21 protein-coding genes are annotated in these 20,598 nt (G+C 71.6%); all 21 read left to right on the forward strand.

The genetic code is table 11. The features are described 5' to 3' along the window. Window positions 1–4 precede the first annotated feature (4 nt). The 21 genes from KAK06_RS03145 to KAK06_RS03245 all read left to right on the forward strand — a co-directional run bounded on the left by KAK06_RS03145 (window position 5) and on the right by KAK06_RS03245 (window position 20,588). Window positions 5–1,225: a benzoate/H(+) symporter BenE family transporter gene (locus KAK06_RS03145; protein WP_210800347.1), complete on the forward strand. Its 1,221-nt coding sequence runs from the start codon at window positions 5–7 to the stop codon at window positions 1,223–1,225. A 35-nt stretch (window positions 1,226–1,260) separates the two neighbouring features. After that, entirely contained in the window at window positions 1,261–2,418 is a 1,158-nt protein-coding gene (locus tag KAK06_RS03150; RefSeq protein ID WP_210800348.1) for an NAD(P)/FAD-dependent oxidoreductase, read from the forward strand. Window positions 2,419–2,493: 75 nt separating this feature from the next. Continuing rightward, on the forward strand, window positions 2,494–2,943 hold the full coding sequence (locus tag KAK06_RS03155) for a Rid family detoxifying hydrolase (RefSeq protein ID WP_210800349.1): 450 nt from the start codon (window positions 2,494–2,496) through the stop codon (window positions 2,941–2,943). Between the two features lie 118 nt (window positions 2,944–3,061). Next, the gene (thrC, locus tag KAK06_RS03160; RefSeq protein ID WP_210800350.1) at window positions 3,062–4,267 is read left to right on the forward strand and encodes a threonine synthase; all 1,206 of its coding nucleotides are present in this window, start codon (window positions 3,062–3,064) and stop codon (window positions 4,265–4,267) included. Window positions 4,268–4,278: 11 nt separating this feature from the next. Continuing rightward, window positions 4,279–5,103, forward strand: a complete 825-nt coding sequence (locus KAK06_RS03165; protein WP_210800351.1) for a hypothetical protein — start codon at window positions 4,279–4,281, stop codon at window positions 5,101–5,103. Continuing rightward, a complete protein-coding gene (locus KAK06_RS03170; RefSeq protein WP_210800352.1) occupies window positions 5,096–6,346 on the forward strand; it encodes an AMP-binding protein in 1,251 nt (416 codons plus the stop codon). Before KAK06_RS03165 ends, KAK06_RS03170 begins: the two co-directional genes overlap by 8 nt. A gap of 17 nt (window positions 6,347–6,363) precedes the next feature. Beyond that, on the forward strand, window positions 6,364–7,122 hold the full coding sequence (locus KAK06_RS03175; protein WP_210800353.1) for a 3-oxoacyl-ACP reductase family protein: 759 nt from the start codon (window positions 6,364–6,366) through the stop codon (window positions 7,120–7,122). After that, a complete protein-coding gene (locus tag KAK06_RS03180) occupies window positions 7,119–7,430 on the forward strand; it encodes an acyl carrier protein (protein WP_375140871.1) in 312 nt (103 codons plus the stop codon). The genes KAK06_RS03175 and KAK06_RS03180 overlap by 4 nt, the downstream gene beginning before the upstream one ends. Continuing rightward, window positions 7,427–8,428: a glycine cleavage T C-terminal barrel domain-containing protein gene (locus tag KAK06_RS03185; protein ID WP_210800354.1), complete on the forward strand. Its 1,002-nt coding sequence runs from the start codon at window positions 7,427–7,429 to the stop codon at window positions 8,426–8,428. Before KAK06_RS03180 ends, KAK06_RS03185 begins: the two co-directional genes overlap by 4 nt. After that, window positions 8,425–10,020, forward strand: coding sequence for a phytoene desaturase family protein (locus KAK06_RS03190; protein WP_210800355.1), 1,596 nt, complete (start codon window positions 8,425–8,427; stop codon window positions 10,018–10,020). Before KAK06_RS03185 ends, KAK06_RS03190 begins: the two co-directional genes overlap by 4 nt. Window positions 10,021–10,038: 18 nt before the next feature. Continuing rightward, a complete protein-coding gene (locus tag KAK06_RS03195; protein WP_210800356.1) occupies window positions 10,039–11,235 on the forward strand; it encodes a beta-ketoacyl-[acyl-carrier-protein] synthase family protein in 1,197 nt (398 codons plus the stop codon). Continuing rightward, window positions 11,232–12,173, forward strand: coding sequence for an ACP S-malonyltransferase (locus KAK06_RS03200; protein WP_210800357.1), 942 nt, complete (start codon window positions 11,232–11,234; stop codon window positions 12,171–12,173). The genes KAK06_RS03195 and KAK06_RS03200 overlap by 4 nt, the downstream gene beginning before the upstream one ends. After that, complete coding sequence (locus tag KAK06_RS03205) at window positions 12,158–13,294, forward strand: beta-ketoacyl-[acyl-carrier-protein] synthase family protein (RefSeq protein ID WP_210800358.1); 1,137 nt, start codon at window positions 12,158–12,160, stop codon at window positions 13,292–13,294. The genes KAK06_RS03200 and KAK06_RS03205 overlap by 16 nt, the downstream gene beginning before the upstream one ends. Further along, the gene (locus KAK06_RS03210; protein ID WP_210800359.1) at window positions 13,291–13,839 is read left to right on the forward strand and encodes a beta-ketoacyl synthase N-terminal-like domain-containing protein; all 549 of its coding nucleotides are present in this window, start codon (window positions 13,291–13,293) and stop codon (window positions 13,837–13,839) included. The genes KAK06_RS03205 and KAK06_RS03210 overlap by 4 nt, the downstream gene beginning before the upstream one ends. After that, window positions 13,836–14,303 carry an acyl-CoA thioesterase gene (locus KAK06_RS03215; RefSeq protein WP_210800360.1) on the forward strand — a complete coding sequence of 156 codons (468 nt, stop codon included), beginning with the start codon at window positions 13,836–13,838 and terminating at the stop codon, window positions 14,301–14,303. The genes KAK06_RS03210 and KAK06_RS03215 overlap by 4 nt, the downstream gene beginning before the upstream one ends. Further along, window positions 14,300–15,547 carry a beta-ketoacyl-[acyl-carrier-protein] synthase family protein gene (locus KAK06_RS03220; protein WP_210800361.1) on the forward strand — a complete coding sequence of 416 codons (1,248 nt, stop codon included), beginning with the start codon at window positions 14,300–14,302 and terminating at the stop codon, window positions 15,545–15,547. Before KAK06_RS03215 ends, KAK06_RS03220 begins: the two co-directional genes overlap by 4 nt. Next, a complete protein-coding gene (gene fabZ, locus KAK06_RS03225; protein WP_210800362.1) occupies window positions 15,544–15,984 on the forward strand; it encodes a 3-hydroxyacyl-ACP dehydratase FabZ in 441 nt (146 codons plus the stop codon). Before KAK06_RS03220 ends, fabZ begins: the two co-directional genes overlap by 4 nt. Next, window positions 15,981–17,231, forward strand: coding sequence for a beta-ketoacyl synthase N-terminal-like domain-containing protein (locus KAK06_RS03230; RefSeq protein WP_210800363.1), 1,251 nt, complete (start codon window positions 15,981–15,983; stop codon window positions 17,229–17,231). The genes fabZ and KAK06_RS03230 overlap by 4 nt, the downstream gene beginning before the upstream one ends. Then, on the forward strand, window positions 17,228–18,499 hold the full coding sequence (locus KAK06_RS03235) for a beta-ketoacyl-[acyl-carrier-protein] synthase family protein (RefSeq protein ID WP_210800364.1): 1,272 nt from the start codon (window positions 17,228–17,230) through the stop codon (window positions 18,497–18,499). Before KAK06_RS03230 ends, KAK06_RS03235 begins: the two co-directional genes overlap by 4 nt. Beyond that, complete coding sequence (locus KAK06_RS03240; RefSeq protein WP_210800365.1) at window positions 18,496–19,209, forward strand: ABC transporter ATP-binding protein; 714 nt, start codon at window positions 18,496–18,498, stop codon at window positions 19,207–19,209. Before KAK06_RS03235 ends, KAK06_RS03240 begins: the two co-directional genes overlap by 4 nt. After that, complete coding sequence (locus KAK06_RS03245) at window positions 19,206–20,588, forward strand: ABC transporter permease (protein ID WP_210800366.1); 1,383 nt, start codon at window positions 19,206–19,208, stop codon at window positions 20,586–20,588. Before KAK06_RS03240 ends, KAK06_RS03245 begins: the two co-directional genes overlap by 4 nt. The last annotated feature ends 10 nt before the right edge of the window (window positions 20,589–20,598 follow it).

Raw genomic sequence — 20,598 nt, forward strand, 5'->3', positions numbered from 1 at the left:
CATCATGCACAACACCTTGCGTCAATGGCGCGCAGACGCTTCACTGTCCGCCATCGTGGCCGGCCTGCTGGCCGTGCTGATCTCCTATGCCGGACCGCTGGTGGTGGTGTTCCAGGCCGCCAGTCTGGCGCACCTGAGCACCGAGCAGACCTCGTCGTGGATCTGGGCCATCTCGATCGGCAGCGGCATCTCGGGCCTGCTGCTGAGCTGGCACCTGCGTACGCCGGTGATCACCGCCTGGTCCACGCCCGGCGCTGCGCTGCTGGTGGTGATGCTGCCGGGCCTGCCGCTGCCGCAGGCGATCGGCACCTACGTGGTCAGCTCCTTGCTGGTCACCGCGATCGGCCTGTCGGGTGCCTTTGACCGCTTCATCGAGCGCATTCCCAAGGGCATCGCTGCGGCGCTGCTGGCGGGCATCCTGTTGCGCTTTGGCACCCAGGTCTTCGCCTCGGTCGGCAGCAGCCCGCTGCTGGTGCTGGCGATGCTGGCCACCTTCGTCGTGTTCAAGCGCGTCTGGGCCCGCTATGCCATCGCCGCAGTGATGGCGATCGGCATCGCGATCGCCATGGCCGCGGGCAGCACCCACCTGTCGCAGCTGGAGCTGACCCTGGTCGCCCCGGTGTTCGTGGCGCCGCAGTGGTCGTGGCACGCCGTGCTCAGCCTGGGCCTGCCGCTGGCGCTGGTCACGCTGACCGGCCAGTACGTGCCAGGCATGGCGGTGCTGCGCACCTCGGGCTACACGGTGCCCGCCCGCGGCATCATCGCGCTGACCGGTCTGTGCTCGCTGCTGCTGGCGCCCTTCGGCTCGCACGGCGTCAACCTGGCGGCGATCACCGCTGCCATCTGCACGGGCAAGGAAGCCCATGAGGACCCAGACAAGCGTTACATCGCCGGCATCGCCTGCGGTCTGATCTACATCGTCATCGGACTGTTCGGCGGTGCGCTGGCCCTGCTGTTCCGATCGCTGCCCGCCGAAATGATTGCCGCGCTGGCCGGCCTGGCCCTGATCGGCGCCATCACCACCGGCCTGACCGGCATCGTGCAGGACGACAAGCACCGCGACGCCAGTGTGATCACCTTCCTGGTGACCGCTTCGGGCATGAGCTTCCTGGGCCTGGGTGCCGCGTTCTGGGGCCTGGTCATCGGCGGCCTCGCCTACCTGGTGCTGCACCGGCCCTGGCAGGCCGCGCCGCTGGCGCCGCCAGCCAGCCTGAACAAGGCCTGAGCCCCCGCTCGCAACCTGACCCAAGAGACCACACCATGCAAGGACCCATCGATTTCGCCGTCATCGGCGGCGGCATTGCCGGCGTCGCCGTCGGCGCCGAGTTGGCCCGCCACAGCCGCGTCCTGCTGCTCGAGCGCGAGACCAGCATGGCTTACCACACCACCGGTCGCTCGGCGGCCATCTCGATGGAAAGCTACGGCAATGCGCTGATCCGCCAGCTGACCTGCGCCTCTCGGCCGTTCTATGAGCAGCCGCCGGCCGAGTGGACCTCGCAGGCGCTGAAGGCGCCGCGCGGCGCACTGATCGTTGGCGACGCCGAGCACTGGGGCCAGCTGCAGGCACGCTACCAGGCCGTGCGGGCCCAGGTGCCCAGCGCCCAATGGCTGGACCGGGCGGCGATGACCGAGCTGGTTCCCTTCCTCGACCCGCGCTGGGTGGCCGGCATCCACGAGCCCAGCGCTTTCGATCTCGACGTGCACGCCATCCACACCGCCTTCCTGCGCGGTCTGCGCCAACGCGGCGGCATGGTGCGCACCGGTGCCGGCATCGTCGCCGCGCAATGGCAGGGCAGCGGCTGGTGCATCACGCTGGACAACGGCGAGCGCGTCCACGCCGGGCGCATCGTCAACGCCGGCGGCGCCTGGGCCGACGAGCTGGCCCGCCGCAGCGGCGTGGCGCCGCTGGGCATCCGACCGCTGCTGCGCACCGTGGTGGTGGTGGACCCGCAGCAAGACGTCAGCCGCTGCCCCTATATCGGCACCGTCGACGAGCAGGTCTTCATCAAGCCCGACGTCGGCCGTCTGCTGGTGTCGCCCTGCGACGAAACGCCCAGCGAGCCTTGCGACGCCCTGCCCGACGAGCTCGGCGTGGCCATCACGATGGACCGCCTGGAGCGCGCCACGACGCTGCGCCCGCGTCGCGTGCTCAACCGCTGGGCCGGCCTGCGCGTGTTCGCCCCCGACCGCTCGCCGGTGATCGGGCCCGACGCGCAGCGCCCCGAATTCATCTGGTGCGCCGCGCTGGGGGGCTACGGCATCCAGACCGCACCGGCCATGGCCCGCCTGTGTGCGGCGCTGGCCACTGGCTCGGCGCTGCCGGACGACCTGGCTGGCATCGACCGCGCCGACGTGGCGCCCGAACGCATGGACAAGGCCCGCGACCAGAAGGTGGTCGCGGTCGCCGAACTGGAATAACGAGGGAATACCGCCATCACCGTTGACGAGGCCGCGCAGACGGTCCTTCGACACTTCAACTGCTCAGGGAAACTCATGAACCAGATCGCACGCACCACCGAACTCGACGCCGTCGAGCAAGCCGCCCGCCGCGCCGATGACGAGCGCAGCATCATCTACACCGACAAGGCGCCGGTGCCGCTGGGCACCTACTCGCAAGGCGTGAAAGTCGGCAACATCATCTTCCTGGCGGCACAGACCCCGGTGGTCCCCGGCACCAACGACATCGCCGAAGGCGGCTTCGAGGGCCAGGTGCACCAGACCTTCCGCAACCTGCGCACCATGGCCGAGGCCTGCGGCGGCACGCTGGCAGACGTGGTCCAGGTCACCGTCTACATCACCGACATCTCGAAGTTCCAGACCATGAACGCGATCATGGCCGAGTACTTCCCGCAGCCCTACCCGGCACGCACCACCGTCGGTGCGGCCACGCTGGCACGCGGCACGCTGGTGGCGATCGACGCCATCATGGCCGCCCCCCGCTGAGCCGCGGGGCCCCGCCCCACGCCCCCTTCGACCCGACCGCCGGGGCCGTTCCAGACGGCCCTGCAGCGCCAGCCTGCGTCGATGGTCAGGCCAGCCCACCTGAAGGACAGGAATCACGATGAGTCATGCCAGCCAAGCCACGATGCGCTGCCTGCGCTGCGAGGCGCGCTTCTTCACGGACCAGATCGGCTACAGCTGCCCGCACTGCGACCTCGACGGCGCGCTCGATGTCGAGTACGACTACCGTGCCATCGGCCGCGGATTCAAGGACGAGGTGCTGTCGCATCCGGGCTTCGACATGTGGCGCTACCGCGCCCTGCTGCCGGTCCGCGGCGCGCAGTTGCCACCGGCCCACACCGGCGGCAGTCCGCTGTACCGCCTTCCGGCACGCGGCATCGGCCGGGTGCTGGTCAAGGACGACAGCCGCAACCCCAGCGGCTCATTGAAGGACCGCGCCAGCGCGCTGGCCGTGGCACTGGCGCGCGACATGGGCGTGCGCACCGTGGCGGCCGCCAGCACCGGCAACGCCGCCGCGGCGCTGGCCTGCATGGCTGCCGGCAGTGACCTGCGCTGCGTGATCTTTGCGCCGACCAGCGCCGCACGAGAAAAGCTCGCGCAGATTCGCGCCTACGGCGTCGAGGTGATCGAGGTCGAGGGCGGCTACGACGAAGCCTTCGCTGCCTGCCACGCCGCCTGCCGCGACAACGGTTGGTACAACCGCAGCACCGGCATCAACTCGTACATGACCGAAGGCAAGAAGACGGTGGCCTTCGAGATCTTTGAGCAGATGGGTTGGACGCTGCCCGATCGGGTCTTCGTGCCGGTGGGCAACGGCTGCATCGTCGGCGCGGTCTACAAGGGCTTCGACGAGTTGCGTCGAATGGGCCTGACCGATCGCGTGCCGCACATCATGGGCGTGCAGGCCGAGGGCAGCGACTACATGTACCGCGCCTGGCGCGAAGGCGCCGGCCCGCACCGGGCCGAGCGGCGCCCCTGCAAGACCGCCGCCAGCAGCATCAGCGTGGCGCTGCCGCGCGATCGCATCAAGGCCCTGCGGGCGATCGAGGACAGCCAGGGCGAGTTCCTGCGCGTCAGCGACGACGAGATCTTCACGGCCCTGCTCGAGCTGGCGCGGCTCTCGGGCGTCTTCGCCGAACCGGGCGCCGCGGCCGCCTATGCCGGCGCGAAGCGCTACGGCGCCCACGAGCGCGACGAGACCGCCGTCGTGGTGGTCACCGGCAGCGGCCTGAAGGATGTCGGCGGCCTGCTGCGCAGCGGCGCGCTGAGCCCCGCCAGCGCGGCCGACCTGGCCGGTGCCTGCTGAGAGCGCCTGCGATGAATGCCCTGCGCGAACCTCTGTCCAGGCCGGGCGTGCGCAGCACCGGCCTGCTGGTGGTGTCAAGCCCGAAGTCGGGCACGATGTTTCTGACCCGCTGCCTGGAGCGGGCCAGCGGCCTGCATGCGGTGTTCGGCATTGAACACCCGGGGCCGGCAGAACTGCTGGCGCAGCTGCAGGCCAGCGGCTGGCATCCGCGGGTGCAGGAGCTGCTGAGCGCCGACAGCCCGTCGCACAGGCTGCTGGCCCAGCGCTACGGCCAGTACCTGGCGCGGCACCGCGAGGGTGGCGCCGAGGCGCCGCGCCTGGTCGCCGATCACGGCCTGCGCAGCTTCGCGCGCTTCATCGTGCAACCCACCCACGACGACCTGCTGCCGCCTGCCCAGGTCATGGCCTGGGCGCGCGCGCGTGGGCTGCAGGTGGGCTACCTGCAGCGCGACCTGAAATCGGTCGCCAACTCGCTGGTGCAGTTCCTGCTCGACGGCCGATCGCGCCTGATCCGGCTGGATGACCCGGCGCGCGTCGCCGCCCTGGTGTGCGAGGTCTACGCCCCGATCCTGGCCGAGCAGGCGCGCCAATGGGCGCGCCTGGCGCCGTCCGCCGACCTGCACCGGGTCCGCTTCGACGACCTGCGCGCCGAGCCCGGCCCCCTCGTCGAGCGCCTGTGCGCCGCCGCCGGATGGCTGGCCGACGCGCGTGCACTCAGCGCGCAGGGCGAGCGGGCCTGGACCTACCGCGTCGATCAGAGCGCCACCTGGCAGCGCACCTTCACCGCGGCGCAGGTCGCCGCCCTGGATTCGCTCGAGGACTCCCTCCATGCCTGACACCCTCCGCGCCGCGGCGCTGTGCTGCACCACCCACACCGCATTCGACCGCGCCCACCGGTGGGCGAGCAACCAGGGCCGCAGTGCCTGGCTGATCCCTGCCGGTGACTGGCAGCAGCTGGCCACGCTGCTGCGCGACCAGCCCGACGTGGTGGTGCTCACCGACCGGCCTGAGGATCCGCGCCTGGCGGCGTGGTCACCGATCGATGTTGCGAGCCTGCCCGAGGCAGCGGACTGGCCGACCGCCGCGCCGCAGCCGCTGGCCCTGCTGTTCACCAGCGGCAGCACCGGCGCACCCAGCGCACAGGCCAAGACGCTCGAACGCCTGCGCACCGAGCTGGCGGCGGTGATCGAGGTGCTGGGCCCCAGCCTGAACGGTGCGCGCTTTGTCACCACGCTGCCGCTGGAGCACACCTTCGGCTACAGCTTCGCCTATTGGCTGCCGCGCCTGGCCGGCGCCGAGTGCGTGCCCGAGCGCGTTGTCACGCCGGCGCGCTTGCGCCGGCTGGGCCAGGACAGCGACAGGCCGCTGTGGCTGATCACCACGCCGGTGCACATGAAGAGCTGCGTCGAGCTGGGCTTGCGCGTGGCCAACGTGGCCGGGGTGGTGAGCGCCACCAGCCCGCTGTCGAGCGAACTGGCGCGCGCGGCCGCGCACTGCTTTGGCGTACCCATCACCGAATGCTATGGCAGCACCGAAACCGGCAGCATCGCCTTCCGCCAGCGCCATGTCGACGAACAGGTGATGCCGCCCTGGCAACCGCTGCCAGGCGGGTGTGTGCTGCCGCAGGGTGAAGGGCATGCCTTCGTCGCCCCGCACCTGCCCGGGCCGGTGCCGCTGGCAGACCTGCTGGAGCCCTGCGGCGACGGCTTCCACATCATCGGCCGCCAAGGTGACCTGCTCAAGGTGTTCGGCAAGCGCCACTCGCTGGCCGCGCTCAACCAGAAGCTGTCGGCGCTGCCGATGGTCGCCGACGCGGCCTACTTCATGCCCGAGCCCGGTGAGCGCGCCGAGGCCGACCGGCCTGCGGCGGTGGTCGTGCTCAGGCCCGGCCATGCGCCGCAGGAGGTGCTCGACGCGCTGCGCGGCACGGTCGACGACGTCTTCCTGCCGCGTCCGCTGATCGTTGCTGACAGCCTGCCGCGCAACGCGGCCGGCAAGCTGCGCCGCGCGGATCTGCTGGCGCTGCTGCAGCAGGGCCAGTCCAGCGAACCGGCCGCCGCGGTGGCCGACATCCATTGACAAGGGAGGGACTGAGCGTGAATTGGACAAGTGACCTGTGCCGGGGCCGGACTGCCCTGGTCACCGGCGGCGCGCGCGGCATCGGTGCCGCCATCGCCGTCAATCTGGCACGACACGGTGCGCAGCTGGTGGTCAACGCGCGCACCGACAGCGCCGAGCTGGCGCAGACCATCGAGGAGATCAGCGCGCTGGGTGCCCCGGTGCTGGCCAGCGTCGGCGACGTCAGCGACGCCGCCTACGTGGCTCGCCTGGCGGCGGCAGCGCAGGAACGCTTCGGTGGCGTGGACATCCTGGTCAACAACGCCGGCGTGATCCGCGACAAGCCGCTGGCCTTCATGAAGGAGGAGGAGTGGCGCGAAGTGCTCGGCGTCTCGCTGGACGGCGCCTTCCACTGCAGCAAGGCCTTCGTGAAGGGCATGATGAAGCGCCGCTGGGGCCGGATCATCAATGTGTCGTCCATCTCGGCCCTCTCGGGCCGCCCCGGCCAGGCCAACTACAGCGCCGCCAAGGCCGGCCTGATCGGCTTCGCCAAGTCGCTGGCACGCGAGGTGGCGCCCTACAACGTGCTGGTCAATACCGCCGTGGTGGGCCTCGTCGACACGCGGATGACCCGTCAGATTCCCAGGGACACCCTGGAAGAGATCGCTGCCATGGTCCCGCTGCAGCGGGTGGGACAGCCGCGTGAGGTGGCCGACGTCTGCCTGTTCCTGGCTTCGGAGATGTCGTCCTATTTGACTGCAACGGAAATCAACGTGAGCGGAGGAGCTTACATATGAGTCACCAACTGACCCTTGAGGAAGCCGGCGAGATCGCCGAGCGCCGACGCGGCCTGACGGCCCGCATGAAGCAGGCCCTGATCGAGCGGCTGTCACTGCAGCTGACGCCTGACGAGATCGCCGACGACAGCCCGCTGTTCGGCACCGGCCTGGGCCTGGACTCGGTCGACGCGCTGGAGATCGCGATCCTGATCGAGCTGGAGTTCGACGTGCCCGTGTCGGATGACGAGCTGGCATCGTTCCGCTCCATCAACACGCTGGTCGACCTGGTCGAACAGCGCACCCAGGCGGCGGAGGTGGCGGCATGAAGAGCAGCTACGACCTGTGCCGCGAATCGGCTGCGCTGATCGACCTCGACACCGAGGGTCGCTTCCTGGTGACCGGCGCCACCGCCCAGGCTGCGCTGGATGAGCTGGTCAGCGTGGACCTCTCGCGCCTGCGCCCGTGGCGCGGCATCTCGGCGCTGTTCCTGGCCGAGGACGCCTCGATCGTGGCCATCGCCACCGTCTTTCGCGTCGATGGCGGCTTCCAGGTCTTCACCGAAGCCGCGGCGGCCGAACGCCTCCACGACCACCTGGCCCAGGCCTTGGCGGCGCGCGGCGCCACCCTGGTCGACCAGCGGCGCAGCCACGCGTGGATCGCCACGCTCGGCCCGGTGGCCCAGGACGTGATGATCAGCGCCGCCAGCGACGACATCGTCGGATTGCCCTACCTGTCGGCCGAGGCCAACGCGCTGCTGCGCGGCACCATCTTCCGCATGGGCAGCACCGGTGAGTTCGAGTACCGCGTGCTGGTGCCCGCCGAGCATGCCGAGGCCGCCTGGTCGGCACTGGAGGCGGCCGGCCGCCCGTTCGGCATCGCCCGCGTCGGCGCCGAGGTGCTCGACGCGCTTCAGTTGGAGATGCGCTCGCTGGTCGCGCGGGACATCCCTGCGGGCTACTCGCCCATCGAGGCGGGGCTGCATTGGATGGTCCACTTCGGCAAGGCGCATCTGGCTGCCGCCGAGGCGCTGACCGTGGCCCGTCAGGCACCGCGTGCGCGCTGCGTGTCCGTGATGTTCGACGAGGGCTCGCCGGCACCGGCGGCGAACAGCCGCCTGTACATCGGCGAGCGCGACGTCGGTGTGCTGGCCAGCGTCCAGTTCTCGCACACGCTGGGTCGGTCGGTGGGCGTGGCCTACATCGAGCCGGAGTTCGGCTGGGTCGGCGTGTCCTTCGTCGCCCGCACTGCCGACGGCCAGGCCGTGGCGCGCGCGGTATCGGCGCCGATGTTCGTCACCCGCACCGCCAAGGGAGCGTCGGCGTGAGCGCGGCGGACCTTCCGCAAGCCAGCGCCTCGCGGCGACACCGCGACCGGCTGGCTGCCAGCTACGACGTGGTCGTTGTCGGCGCAGGCGTCGGTGGCCTGACCTCGGCCGCGCTGCTGGCCGAGGCCGGTGCGCGCGTGCTGGTGGTCGAGCGCCAGCCTGTGCTGGGCGGCTTTTGCCACAGCTGGTACCGGAAGGTCCGCCACCAGGGCGAGATGAAGCGCTTTCGCTTCGATGCCGGCGCGATGGACTTCTCCGGCGCCCACCCGGGCGGCACCATCCGCGCGGTGTTGCAACGCGTGGGCGCCGACGACAAAGTGCGCTGGCGGCCGCTGGAGCACACCTACCGTCAGGGCCGTCTGTCGCTGGATGTGCCGCACGACTGGCGTGAATGGCAGGACACGCTGTGCGGCCAGTTCCCTGAAGAGGCCGAGGGCATCCGCGGCTTCTTCGATGCCATGCGCCTGGTCGCCGACGCCCGCCATAGCCTGGCGCCCCACAACGGTGGCGTCCCGCGCCAGCCGCGTGGCGAGGCCGAGCTGCGCAGCTTCGCCGAGCGGCACGCCTTCGCCCACCAGTGGAAGGACCGACCGGTCACCGAACTGCTGGCGCGACACGTGACGCGCCCGCAGGTGGCGGCGCTGCTGCTGCGCCTGTCGCACTACCTGACGGAGAACCGCGACACGCTCAGCGTGGCCCGTGCCGCCGACCTGTTCCGCTTCTACTTCGTCGGCGGCTATTACCCCGAAGGCGGTACCGGCCGTCTGCCCGACGCCCTGGCCGAAGCCGTCGAGGAACGTGGCGGCACCGTGCTGTCGAACGCCTCGGTCGAGCGCATCATGCTGCGCGCCGGACGGGTGTGCGGCGTGCGCCTGGACGACGGGCGGGAGATCGCCGCAGCGGTGGTGATCTCCAACGCCGACATCCGCCGCACCTTTGGCGAACTGCTGGAGCCTGGCGCGGTCTCGCCCGAGGTGGCGCGCGCTCTGGCGGCGATGAAGCCCACCCCCTCGGGATTCACCGTCTACCTGGCGGTCGATTTCGTGCCGCAGCGTCTGCGCTCGTACACCGTTGACGCCAACTACGCCTTTCACGTGCCCTCGCTGGTCGACCCGGGCGCCGCGCCGGCGGGCTGCTCGGTGTTCGAGGTGCGCACCATTTTCAGCGACACCGCGAACTGGTTCCCGGCAGACGCCGAGCACGACGACTGGCGCGCCACGCCGGCCTACGCGGTGCGGAAACGCCGCTTCGGCGACTGGCTGCTGCGCCAGGCGGCACAGGTCGTGCCCGAGTTGCACGAGCATGTTCTCTACCGCACCGACGCCAGTCCGCTCACCTACGCCCGTTACGGCCACTCGATAGGCGGCGCGCTGTACGGCTGGAGCGGCCGGCCCGAGGGCTTCGACAACGGCCGCACCAGCGTTCCAGGCCTGTACCTGGTGGGCAGCAGCGCGCTCGGCTCGGGCATCGAGACCGTGATGATTTCCGGCGCCAATGCCGCCGAGTCGCTGGTCCCCGGCCTGCTGGCCGATGCGGCTCGGTTCACGCCGCCCGTCACCCCCCCTCGTGAGCTGGCCCTGGCCGCGAACTGACCGACAAGGACCTCTTGCATGCACCCCGAGCTCGTCATCACCGCCGCCAGTGCGGTCGGCCCCTTCGGCGACGACCCGCAGTCGCTGTGGTCATCCCTGACCGCCGGGCAGCCGCTGCCGCTGCCGCCCTGCGTGGACGCCGGCACCCTGCCGGACTTCGACCTGCGGCGCTTCCACGACTCGCGTGACGGCCATCGACGCCCGCGCACCTCGCAGTACGCGATGGCCGCCGCAGCCCGTGCGATCGGCCAAGCCCGGCTGGACAGCGACCCACAGGTCGACCGCGACGAGGTCGCCATCGTCTACGGCACCGGCACCGGCCCGGTCTCGCTGACGCAGCGCATGCTCGCGGCCTTGGTCGACAAGGGCCTGACCGGCGTCGAGCCGCTGTGGTTCCAGGAAAGCGTGTTCAACGCGCCGGCGAGCTGGGTGGGCATCGAGTTCGGCTTCCGCGGCCCCCTGGTGGCGCTGCCCATGGGCTGGGCCGCCGGAGGTCACGCACTGGCCACCGCAGCCGACATGCTGCAGTTCGGCCACGCCGAGATCGCGCTGGTGCTGCTGTCCGACGAGCTGGCGCCGGTGGCCGAGCAGGCCTACCGCGCGCTGGGCATGACCACGCCGAACGACGGCGGTGACGACGCCACGCGCCCGCTCGACCGGCGCGCCAACGGCACCCGGCTGGGCGAGGGCGCCGCGGCGGTGGTCCTCGAGACCGCCGAGTCGGCCCGCCGCCGGGGCGTCACGCCGCTGGCCCGTCTGACCGGCTGGTCGGTGACCTCGGACGAGTTTGGCGTTGGCGCCAAGGACGCCGGCACGCCGGCGCTTGACGACGCGATGACGGCCGCACTGGCCATGGCTGGCCGCCAGCAGGTCGATGCGGTCTACTCCGGCGCCTACGGGACGCTCGACGCCGCCCGCGCCGAGGCCCACGCGATGCAGCGGGTGTTCGGTCCGCAGCAGCCGCCGCTGACCAATATCCGCGGCGTGGTCGGCGAGGCGCGTGGCGCCACCGCGCTCTGGAACATCGTGGCGGCCCTGTCCTCGCTCGATACCGGCCTGCTGCCGCCAGCCGTCGGTTGCGAGCAGCCAGACCCCGACTGGGGCCTGCGTATCGCCGGCCAGGACGAGCCGCCGGACGCCATCGACACCGTGCTGTGCAATGCCTACTGGGTCAACGGCGTCAACACCAGCATCGTGCTGGAGACCGCGCGATGAAGCGCGTCTGGCTGTTCCCCGGGCAGGGCTCGCAGGAGCCGGGGATGGGCGATGAGCTGCTGCGCGACGAGCCGGCCGCCGCCGATCTGTGCCGCCGCGCCGGTGAGCGCCTGGGTGTGGATCTGCGCCGCCTGATGGCCGACGGCCCGCGCGCCAGCCTGGCGGCGACCGCGGTGGCGCAAACAGCCATCTTCGCGCTGTCGGTCGCCACCGCCGGGCTGTTGGGCACGCGGGGCTTGCGTCCGGTCGCGGTGGCCGGCCACAGCCTGGGCCAGTTCAGTGCCGCGGTGGCCTGCGGCGCGCTTGACGTGGACACCGCGCTGGACCTGGTGGTGGCACGAGGCCGCTTGATGCACGAGGTCAACCAGCGCGTCGATGGCGGCATGCTGGCCGTCGCCGCGCCCAGCGACGGCCCCTGGCGCGAGGTCCTGGACCGCGCCGCAGCGCAGGTGTGGATCGCCAACCGCAATGCGCCTGGCCAGACCGTGCTGGCCGGCCTGCTGCCCGACCTGCGGCGTCTGTACCCGGCGCTGGCCGCCACTGGCGCGCGCCTGAGCTGGCTGCAGGTGGCCGGTCCGTACCACACCCCGCTGTTCGCCGAGGCCTCGGCGCGCTTCGATGCGCTGTTGGAGGCGGCCCAGTGGCACGCGCCCTGCTGTCCGCTGCTGGGCAACGCCGACGGCCGCACGCTGGAGCACGCCGACGACCTGCGCCAGGAATTCCTCGGCCACATGCTGCGGCCGGTCGACTGGGTCGCCACGATGGCCGGCATGGGCCAGCTGGGCGTCGATGGGGCGGTCGAAGTGGGACCGGGCCGCACGCTGAAGGGCCTGGCGCTGCGCCAGTTGCCGCATCTGCGCTGCGTCGGCACCGGTACGGCCGCCGAGCGCCAGGCCCTGCTGGCCCATGACGAGGAGACCGCATGCGCATTGTCGTGACCGGCATGGGCGCGGTCTCCGGCGTCGGGCTCGGCGTCGAGGCCCTGCGCCGCGCCCTGACCGAAGGTCGCAGCGGCCTGACGCCACTGGACGCCTCGCCACCCTACCGCACCGCCGGCCGGGTGGGCCAGGTGACGCTGTCGCACGACCCGGCCGTCCCGCGCGGCCAGGCGCTGCTGTTGGCAGCGCTCGACGAGGCGCTGACCCAGGCCGGCCTGACGCAGGACCTGCAGCAGGCCCACCTGTACCTGGGCACCGTGCATGGCTACCACGACCACTGGTTGTCGCGCGACGGCGCCGACGCCGCGGCGCCGTCGCCCTGGGACCTGGGGCCGCTGCTGGCCGGGCGGGGGCTGGATCCGGCCCGCGTGAGCGTGCTGAGCACCGCCTGCACGGCCTCGTCGGCCGCGGTCGGGCTGGCGCTCGATGCGCTGCGCCAGGGTCGCTTGCGGCAAGCCATCGTGGCCGGCTTCGAGGTCATGACCCCCTTCCTTTACGAAGGCTTTGTCGCGCTGCGCGCACTGGGCCGGCGCTGCCGCCCCTTCGATGCCGAGCGCGACGGCCTGGCGCTGGGCGAGGGCGCTGCGGCGCTGGTCCTGGAGCGCGAGGACGACGCGCGTCGGCGCGGTGCCGAGCCGCTGGCCGAGATCGCCGGCTACGGCTTCGGTCTCGACCTGGCCCACCTGACCGCCCCCGACCCCAGCGGCGCTGGCGCCGCGCAGGCGCTGCGCCAGGCCCTCGACGACGCCGCCTTGGACGAACTGCCCGGCCACATCAATGCCCACGGCACGGCGACCCGGCACAACGACGCGATGGAATGCGCGGCACTGCGGCGCGTCTTCGGGCAGGCACTCGACGGCATCCCGGTCACCTCCACCAAGCCGATCACCGGCCACCTCTGCGGTGCCGCTGGTGCCACCGAAGTCATCGCCGCCGCACTGGCGTTGCAGGATGCCCTGGTACCGGCGACGCTCGGCCTGGAGCGGCCGGACCCGCGTTTTGCCGGCCTGGATTTCGTGCGCGGCGCCGCCCGCGAGTGGCGCGGCGACACGGCCGTCTCGATGAACAGCGGCTTTGGCGGCACCAACGCGGCCGTGGTGCTGCGCAGGGTCGAACCATGAGCGTGCGCCTGCAGCCCCTGTTGCAGCTGGACCTGCCACTGGCGCAACTCGATGAGCGCTACCGCGAGCAGGTCGGCTGGGCCGACGCCTTCCGCATCAACCGCGATGCCCGTCTGCTCCTGCTGGGCGTCGAACTGGCGCTGCAAGGCGGCGGTCTGACCGAGCCCGCGCTGCGTGACGCGGCCCTGGTGATGGGCGTCAGCCTGGCCAGCGTCGAGAGCTACCGCAGCTTCGAGCTGGGCCTGCGTGCCGGTCAACTCGCCCCACTGGCCTATTCGAACGCCCTGCCGTCGATCCCGCTGGCCTGTGTGGCGATGCGCTGGCGCACCCAGGGCCCGACCTACACCCTGTGCGGCCGGGCCGACGTCGGACTGGCCGCCGTCGCTGCGGGCCGCCAACTGCTGCTTGCCGGCCGAGCCCCCAGCGCCATCGTCGGCAGCTGGCGGCTGGCCGAGCCGGCAGCGGTCGGCGACCGGCGCGCCGGCCGCGCCCGTCTGAGCCTGGTGCGGCTCGACGCTGCCCCCGAAGCACGGAGGACGACATGAACCTGTGGCTCGACCCCCAAGGGCGGCTGTGCCACCGCCACCGGCTGCGCGTGCGCTTTGGCGAATGCGATCCGATGCAGGTGGCCTACCACCCCAACTACCTCGTCTGGTTTCACGAGGCCCGCGACGCGCTGATGACGGCCCTGGGCGTGGACCTGTTCGGGCTGGCCCGCGAGGGCCATGCCATGCCCATCGTCGACGCCAGCTGCCGCTACCTGCACAGCGCGCGCTACGGCGACGAGCTCGTCGTTCAGGCGGGCCTGCGCCTCAGTGGCCATGTGGCCCGCGTGAGCTGCGACTTCCAGATCACCCACGCCCGCAGCGGCCGCCTGCTGGCCACCGGCACCACGGTCTCGGCCGTGCTCGACCGCCAGGGCCGGATGCTGCTGCGCCTGCCCGATTCGATCACCCACGTGCTCGACCGTGTCCGGTCGGCGCAACTGCCAGAGGAATGCCCCGCATGAACAAGCCATGCATCACCGGGATCGGTGTGCTGTCCAGCATTGGCCGCGACTTCGACAGCCTGGCCGAGTCGCTGCGCAGCAGCCGCTGCGGCACAGACGAGATCAGCGCCTTCGATGCCAGTGCCGTGCCCGGCCGCCTGGGCAGCGAGGTGCGGCCCTTCGATCCGCTGGAGCACTTCGACCGGCGTTCGCTGCGTCGCATGGACCGCTCGTCGCAGATGGGCGTGGTGGCGGCACGCCAGGCGATGCGGATGGCGGCGCTGGGCCGTGGCGACTTTGCCCCGCTGCGCGTCGGGGTGGTGATGGGCACCACGGTCGGCGGCATCGTCAACGGCTACCGCTACTACGAGCGCCAGGCGCGCACCGGCCACGCCTTCGCCAGTCTGCTGTGCGACTACATGCTGTACTCGGCCGGCGCGCGCATCGTCGGCGAGTTCGGATTGAAGGGCCCCAACATCGCGTTCAGCACCGCCTGTTCGTCGTCCAACGTGGCGCTGGGACATGCCGCCGATCTGGTGCGCCACGGCCGACTCGACATCGTGCTGGCCGGCGGCGTCGACACCATGACGCGGACCACCGTGGCGGGCTTTAACGCGCTGCGCAACGTCACCCGCGAGGCCATGCGCCCCTTCGACAAGGACCGCACCGGCCTGGTGCTGGGCGAGGGCTCGGCGGTCTTCGTGATCGAGTCGGAGCAATCTGCCCGGCGCCGCGGCGTGCGACCAATGGCCGAGGTCGCGGGGCACGGCATGAGCACCGATGCCTACCACATGACTGCGCCCGACGCGAGCGGCCGCGGCCCGGCGCTGGCGATGACCCGGGCGCTGCGCCACGCCGGCCTGACTGTCGACGAGATCGATTACATCAACGCCCACGGCACCGGCACGCGCCACAACGACGAGGTCGAGACGCGCGCCATCCGCAAGGTCTTCGGACCGCGCGCCGACGCCATTCCCGTCAGCTCGACCAAGTCGATGCACGGTCACGTGCTGGGCGCGACCGGCGCGGTCGAAGCGGCGTCCATCGTGGCCGCCATGCGCGGCGACTTCGTGCCGCCGACGATCAACCACCGCGTCAGTGATCCGCGCTGCGATCTCGACGTGGTCCCCAACCAGGCGCGTGCGCACCGGATCCGCGCGGCGCTGTCCAACAACTTCGGCTTCGGCGGCAACAACTGCGCCCTTGTGCTGCGCTCGATGTTTCCCCACGCCGCCACCCCCCCTGAAGAGGCCTTGTCCGCATGAACACCGTCACCCAGCAGGAAATTGACGTCGCCGGCATCTGCCGCCGGCTGCCGCACCGCTATCCCTTCCTGATGATCGACCGCGTGTTGCGCCACGGCGATGGCGAGGCCGTGGCCGTGAAGAGCGTCAGCGCCAACGAGTGGTACTTCCAGGGCCACTTCCCGGGCCACCCGGTGCTTCCCGGCGTGCTGATCGGCGAGGCGATGGCGCAGACCTCGGCCTTCGTCGGTGACGACGCCGGCGACGGCATGGGCCGTGCCTACCTGGTCAGCATCCACCTGCAGCTCAAGGCGCCGGTGGTGCCCGGCGACCAGCTTGAGCTGAGTGCGCGATGCATCAAGCGCTTCGGCGCGATGATGCGCATCAGCGCGCGCGCCGAAGTGCGCGGCGAGGTGGTCGCCACGGCCGACCTGACGGTGGCGTCGGAGCCCGCATGATGGCAACCGACGATGGCACCGTCGTGCTCACCGGCGTTGGCGCGATCGGGCCCTTCGGCGCTGGCGTCGAGGCGCTGTGGTCGTCGCTGCTGGAAGGGCACTGCCTGCTGCAGCCCGACACCGAATGGCCGGCGGCCGGCCTGGCTGGTCGCGTGCCGCAGGCCGCGGCGCCGCAGCCGGCGCCTGATGCCGGCGACAGCCGTCGCTCGGTCTCTGCGCTGGCCTTCGCTGCGGCCGAGGAGGCCATCGCCCAGGCCGGCCTGGATGCGCCGCAGGTCGATCGCGCGGGCGTGGCGGTCTTGTTCGCCACCGCCTGCGGCAGTTCGGGCGTCGATGTGGCGCAGGCGTTGGAGCAGGCCTTTCGCAGCGCGCGCTTCGAGATGCCCGACATGAAGGCGATGTCCGACACGCTGCGCGGTCCCTCGTCGGTGATCAGCCACGCACACGGCTACCGCGGCCCGCTGATGAACCTGCCCAACGGCTGGTGCGCCGGGCTGTCCGCGCTGGCCGTCGCCTGCGACCTGCTGCGCTTCGGCCTGGCACCGGCGGTGGTGCTGGCCGCGGCCGATGAAACCGGCCACGATCGCCCTTCAGGCACCCGGCCCATGGCCCGCCGCATGGGCCTGCTCAGCCCGGACGACGGTGCCCAGACGGCCGTGCGTCCGTTCGACCGCCGCGCCAACGGCACGGCCTGGAGCGAGGGCGGCGCCGCCCTGGTGCTGGAGACCCTGACGCATGCACGCGCCCGCGGCGCCGTGCCGCTGGCCTGGGTGGCCGGCAACGGCCTGGCAGCCGGTGACATCGGCGACGGTGCGCTGGTCGGCTACGACGAGCAGGCCATGGCTGAAGCGCTCGGCGGTGCCCTGGCCCAGGCCGGGCACCCGCGGGTCCAGGCCGTCTATGCGGGCAGTCACTGCAGCGAGCGCAGCGAGGCCGCCGAGGCGCGGGCGCTGCACCGCTGCCTGGCCACCCAGCCGATGCCCGCGGTGACCAATGTCCGTGGCGCGCTCGGTGAGGCCGGTGCCGCCACCGGCCTGTTCTCACTCATTGCCGCCACGCGCAGCCTGCACGAGGACCGCCTGCCCGGCACCACCGGCTGCCAGCAGCTGCGCGATGGCCTGGCGCTGCCGGTGTCCGAGGCGGCACAGACCCTGCCCGGTCGCGGCGCCATCCTGTGTGCCGCCCATGGCCACGACGGCCACAGCGCCAGCGCCTTGCTGCGCCACGCTGAGGAGATCCCCGCATGAGCACCCCGCAACCCGCCGCAACCGGCGGCCGCGAACGCGTCTTCGTCAGCGGAGTCGGCGTGGTCTCGTCGATCGGCTGCGACTTCGACCACTTTGCCGCCGCGCTGCGCCGCGGCGACTGCGGCGCAGCGCCGGCCGAGCGCTTCTTTGGCCCCGTGGTGGCACAGAGCGGGCTGCAGGTCTGCAAGGTGCAGGACTTCGACGCTGCCTCGGCGCTGCCCGGTGAAGACTTGTCGACCATGGACCCCTTGGTCCAGTTCACGCTGGCCGCCTCGCGTGAGGCGCTGCGGCGCGCCGGCCTGGCGCCGCAGCAGGTCGATCCGCAACGTGCCGGCCTGCTCTTCGGCACCGCTTCCGGCGGCGCCGACAACAAGCTGCGCTTCGTGCAACAGACCTATCGCGAGGGCGAGGGCGACCTGGCGCTGGCCCAGGACTTTCCCCACCGAGCGATCGGCCGTCGCCTGCAGAGCCGCCTGGGCTGGCGCGGCACCAACCTGGCGTTCAGCTCGTCCTGCACCTCGGCGTCGATCGCCATCGGCTACGCCAGCGAGGCGGTGGCCAGCGGTCGTTTCGACGTCGTGCTGTGCGGCGGCGCCGACTTCATCGACCTGCCCACGCTGGCCATCATGAATGGCGCCCGGCTGTTGACCCGCGGGCCGATGCGGCCCTTCGACCGCCGCCGCGAAGGCATGGTGATGGGCGAAGGCGCGGGTGTCCTGTGTCTGGAGTCCGAGCGTCACCTGCGCGCGCGCCGCGGCCGCCCGATGGCCGAGGTCCTTGGCTGGGGCTCCAGCTCCGAGGCCCATGCCGGCCGCGCCGCTGAACCGACCGGCCGCTGGCTGGCGCTGGCACTGCAGCGTGCGCTGAACCGCGCGGGCGTCGAGGCCGATGCGGTCGACTACGTCAACGCCCACGGCGCCGCCACCGACAAGGATCTGGCCGAGGCGCGCGCCCTGCGCAAGGTCTTCGGCGAGCGCAGCGCGCGTCTGCCGGTGAGCTCAACCAAGCCGATGTATGGCTACCCGGCCGGCTCGGCTGGCGCGCTGGACGCGGCCTGCGTGCTCGCCGCCATGCGCGACGGCTTCCTGCCGCCGACGATCCACCTCGAGCAGCCTGACCCCCGGGTGGGTCTGGACAACGTGCCGCTGCACGCCCGCGCGGCCCGCGTCGACACCGCGCTGTCGATCAACTGCGGCGCTGGCGGCAGTTGCTCAGCCCTGTTGCTGCGCCACTCCACTGAACTTCCCTACGCCCCTCATCAGCCATGAATCCTCACGTCCGCCTGCGGGGCATCTCCCGCACCTACCGCCTGGGCGCGGTCGATGTCCCGGCCCTGCAGGAGATCGATCTCGACATCCTGCCCAACCGCTTCACGGTCATTTCGGGCGCCTCAGGCAGCGGCAAGACCACGCTGCTGAACCTGATCGGTTGCATCGACCGCCCCGAGGCCGGCCAGCTGCACATCGACGGCGTCGACGTGCTGGCCCTGTCCGACAACGCGCTGTCGGACTTCCGCGCGCGCCGACTGGGCTTCATCTTCCAGACTTTCAACCTGGTGCCGGTACTCAGCGCCTACGAAAACATCGAGTACCCATTGCGGTTGGCCGGCGTGCCCGCGGCCGAGCGGCGCGAACGCGTGCTCGAGCTGCTCGAGGCGGTGGGGCTGGCTGACCGCGCGCCGAACCGGCCCGGTGAGCTCTCCGGCGGCCAGCGGCAGCGCGTGGCCATTGCCCGCGCGCTGGCCAGCCGGCCCAGCCTGGTGCTGGCCGACGAGCCCACCGCCAACCTCGACAGCCGCACCGGCGCCGCCATCCTCGCGCTGATGCGCGACATGCAGCGCCGCTACCACGTCTCCTTCGTCTTCTCCTCGCATGACCCCGGGCTCATGGAGCAGGCTGACGACTCGGTGCAGATGCGTGACGGCCGCATCGTCGCCATCCATCGACAAGAAGAAGCCACTTCGGAGCTCGCAGCATGACCTTGCTTGCCATCGCCTGGCGCAACCTGTTGCGCAATCGCCGCCGCTCGCTGGCCACCTTGGCCGCCATGGTGCTTGGCGTCACCGCCATCCTGATGTTCGGCGGCTACCGCCAGAGCATCGCCTATGGTCTGGAGACTGCCTACGTGCAGCGCAGCGGCCACCTGCAGATCCAGCACCGCGACTACTTCACCTACGGCAGCGGCAACCCCGTGGCCTACGGTATCGCCGACTACGAGGCGCTGGCCCGCAAGGTGCAGCAAGACCCGCTGGCCGGCCCGCTGGTGCGTGTGGTCACGCCGGTGCTGCAGCTCACCGGCATCGCGGCCAATTTCGGCCGTGGCGTGTCGCGCACGGCGGTGGTCGTGGGCGTCGAGACCGACGGACAGAACCACATGCGGGCCTGGAACGCCCACGGCACCGCCGCCGAGGTGCGTGCGCTGGGCCTGACCGGCTCGGCCCCGGACGCGGTGGTGCTTGGGGCCGGTCTGGCGCGCACGCTGCAGCTGTGCGGGCCCCTGCGCGTGACCGGCTGCATCGACACCGCACCGCCGGTTCGCTCGGGCGACCAGGCGCCCGACGACATTTCCGCGCTGAGCGCCGCCGAACAGGGCGCCACCGCGCGCCGCCCGACGCAGATCGAGCTGCTGGTGGCCAACCCCGAGGGGGCGCCGAACGTGGCGTCGCTGCAGGCCATCAAGGCCGAGGAAATGGGCGCCAAGGAGATCGACGACATCTTCGTCTCGATGCATCTGGCCCAGGCCCAGCGCCTGCTCTACGGCCAGGCGCCGGCGCGGGTGACGGCGCTCCAGGTCCAGCTGCACCGCACCGAGGACATGGCCCTGGTCCAGGCGCGGCTGGAGGCCCTGCTGAAGGAAGACCCTGCTGGCGCCTCGCTGGCGGTGCTGGACTTCCGCACCCTCAACCCGTCCTACGGCCAGATCAACGCGATGTTCGGTGCCGTCTTCGCCGCCGTGTCGGTGCTGGTCGCGGTGATCGTGCTGTTCACCGTCAGCAACACCATGAGCATGGTGGTGATGGAACGCACCACCGAGATCGGCACGCTGCGCGCCATCGGCCAGCGCCGCACCGGCATCAAGGCGATGTTCCTCTTCGAGGGCGCGCTGCTGGGGCTGGTCAGCGCGGCGATCGGCCTGGCCGTGGCGCTGTCGCTGGCCTGGCTGATCAACCACAGCGGCCTGAGCTGGACGCCGCCGGGGCGCATTGATGCGGTGCGCATCACCGTGCGCCTGTGGGGCGAGCTGCGGCTGCTGATGACCGGTGCCGTGGGCATCGCGCTGGTGGCCGCGCTGTCGGCCTGGCTGCCGGCGCGCCGCGGCGCCCACATGAACGTTGTCGACGCCCTGCGGCAGGTCTGAAGGAAAGCAC

Source organism: Ideonella aquatica (genome assembly GCF_018069755.1).
Lineage (GTDB): Bacteria > Pseudomonadota > Gammaproteobacteria > Burkholderiales > Burkholderiaceae_C > Ideonella > Ideonella aquatica.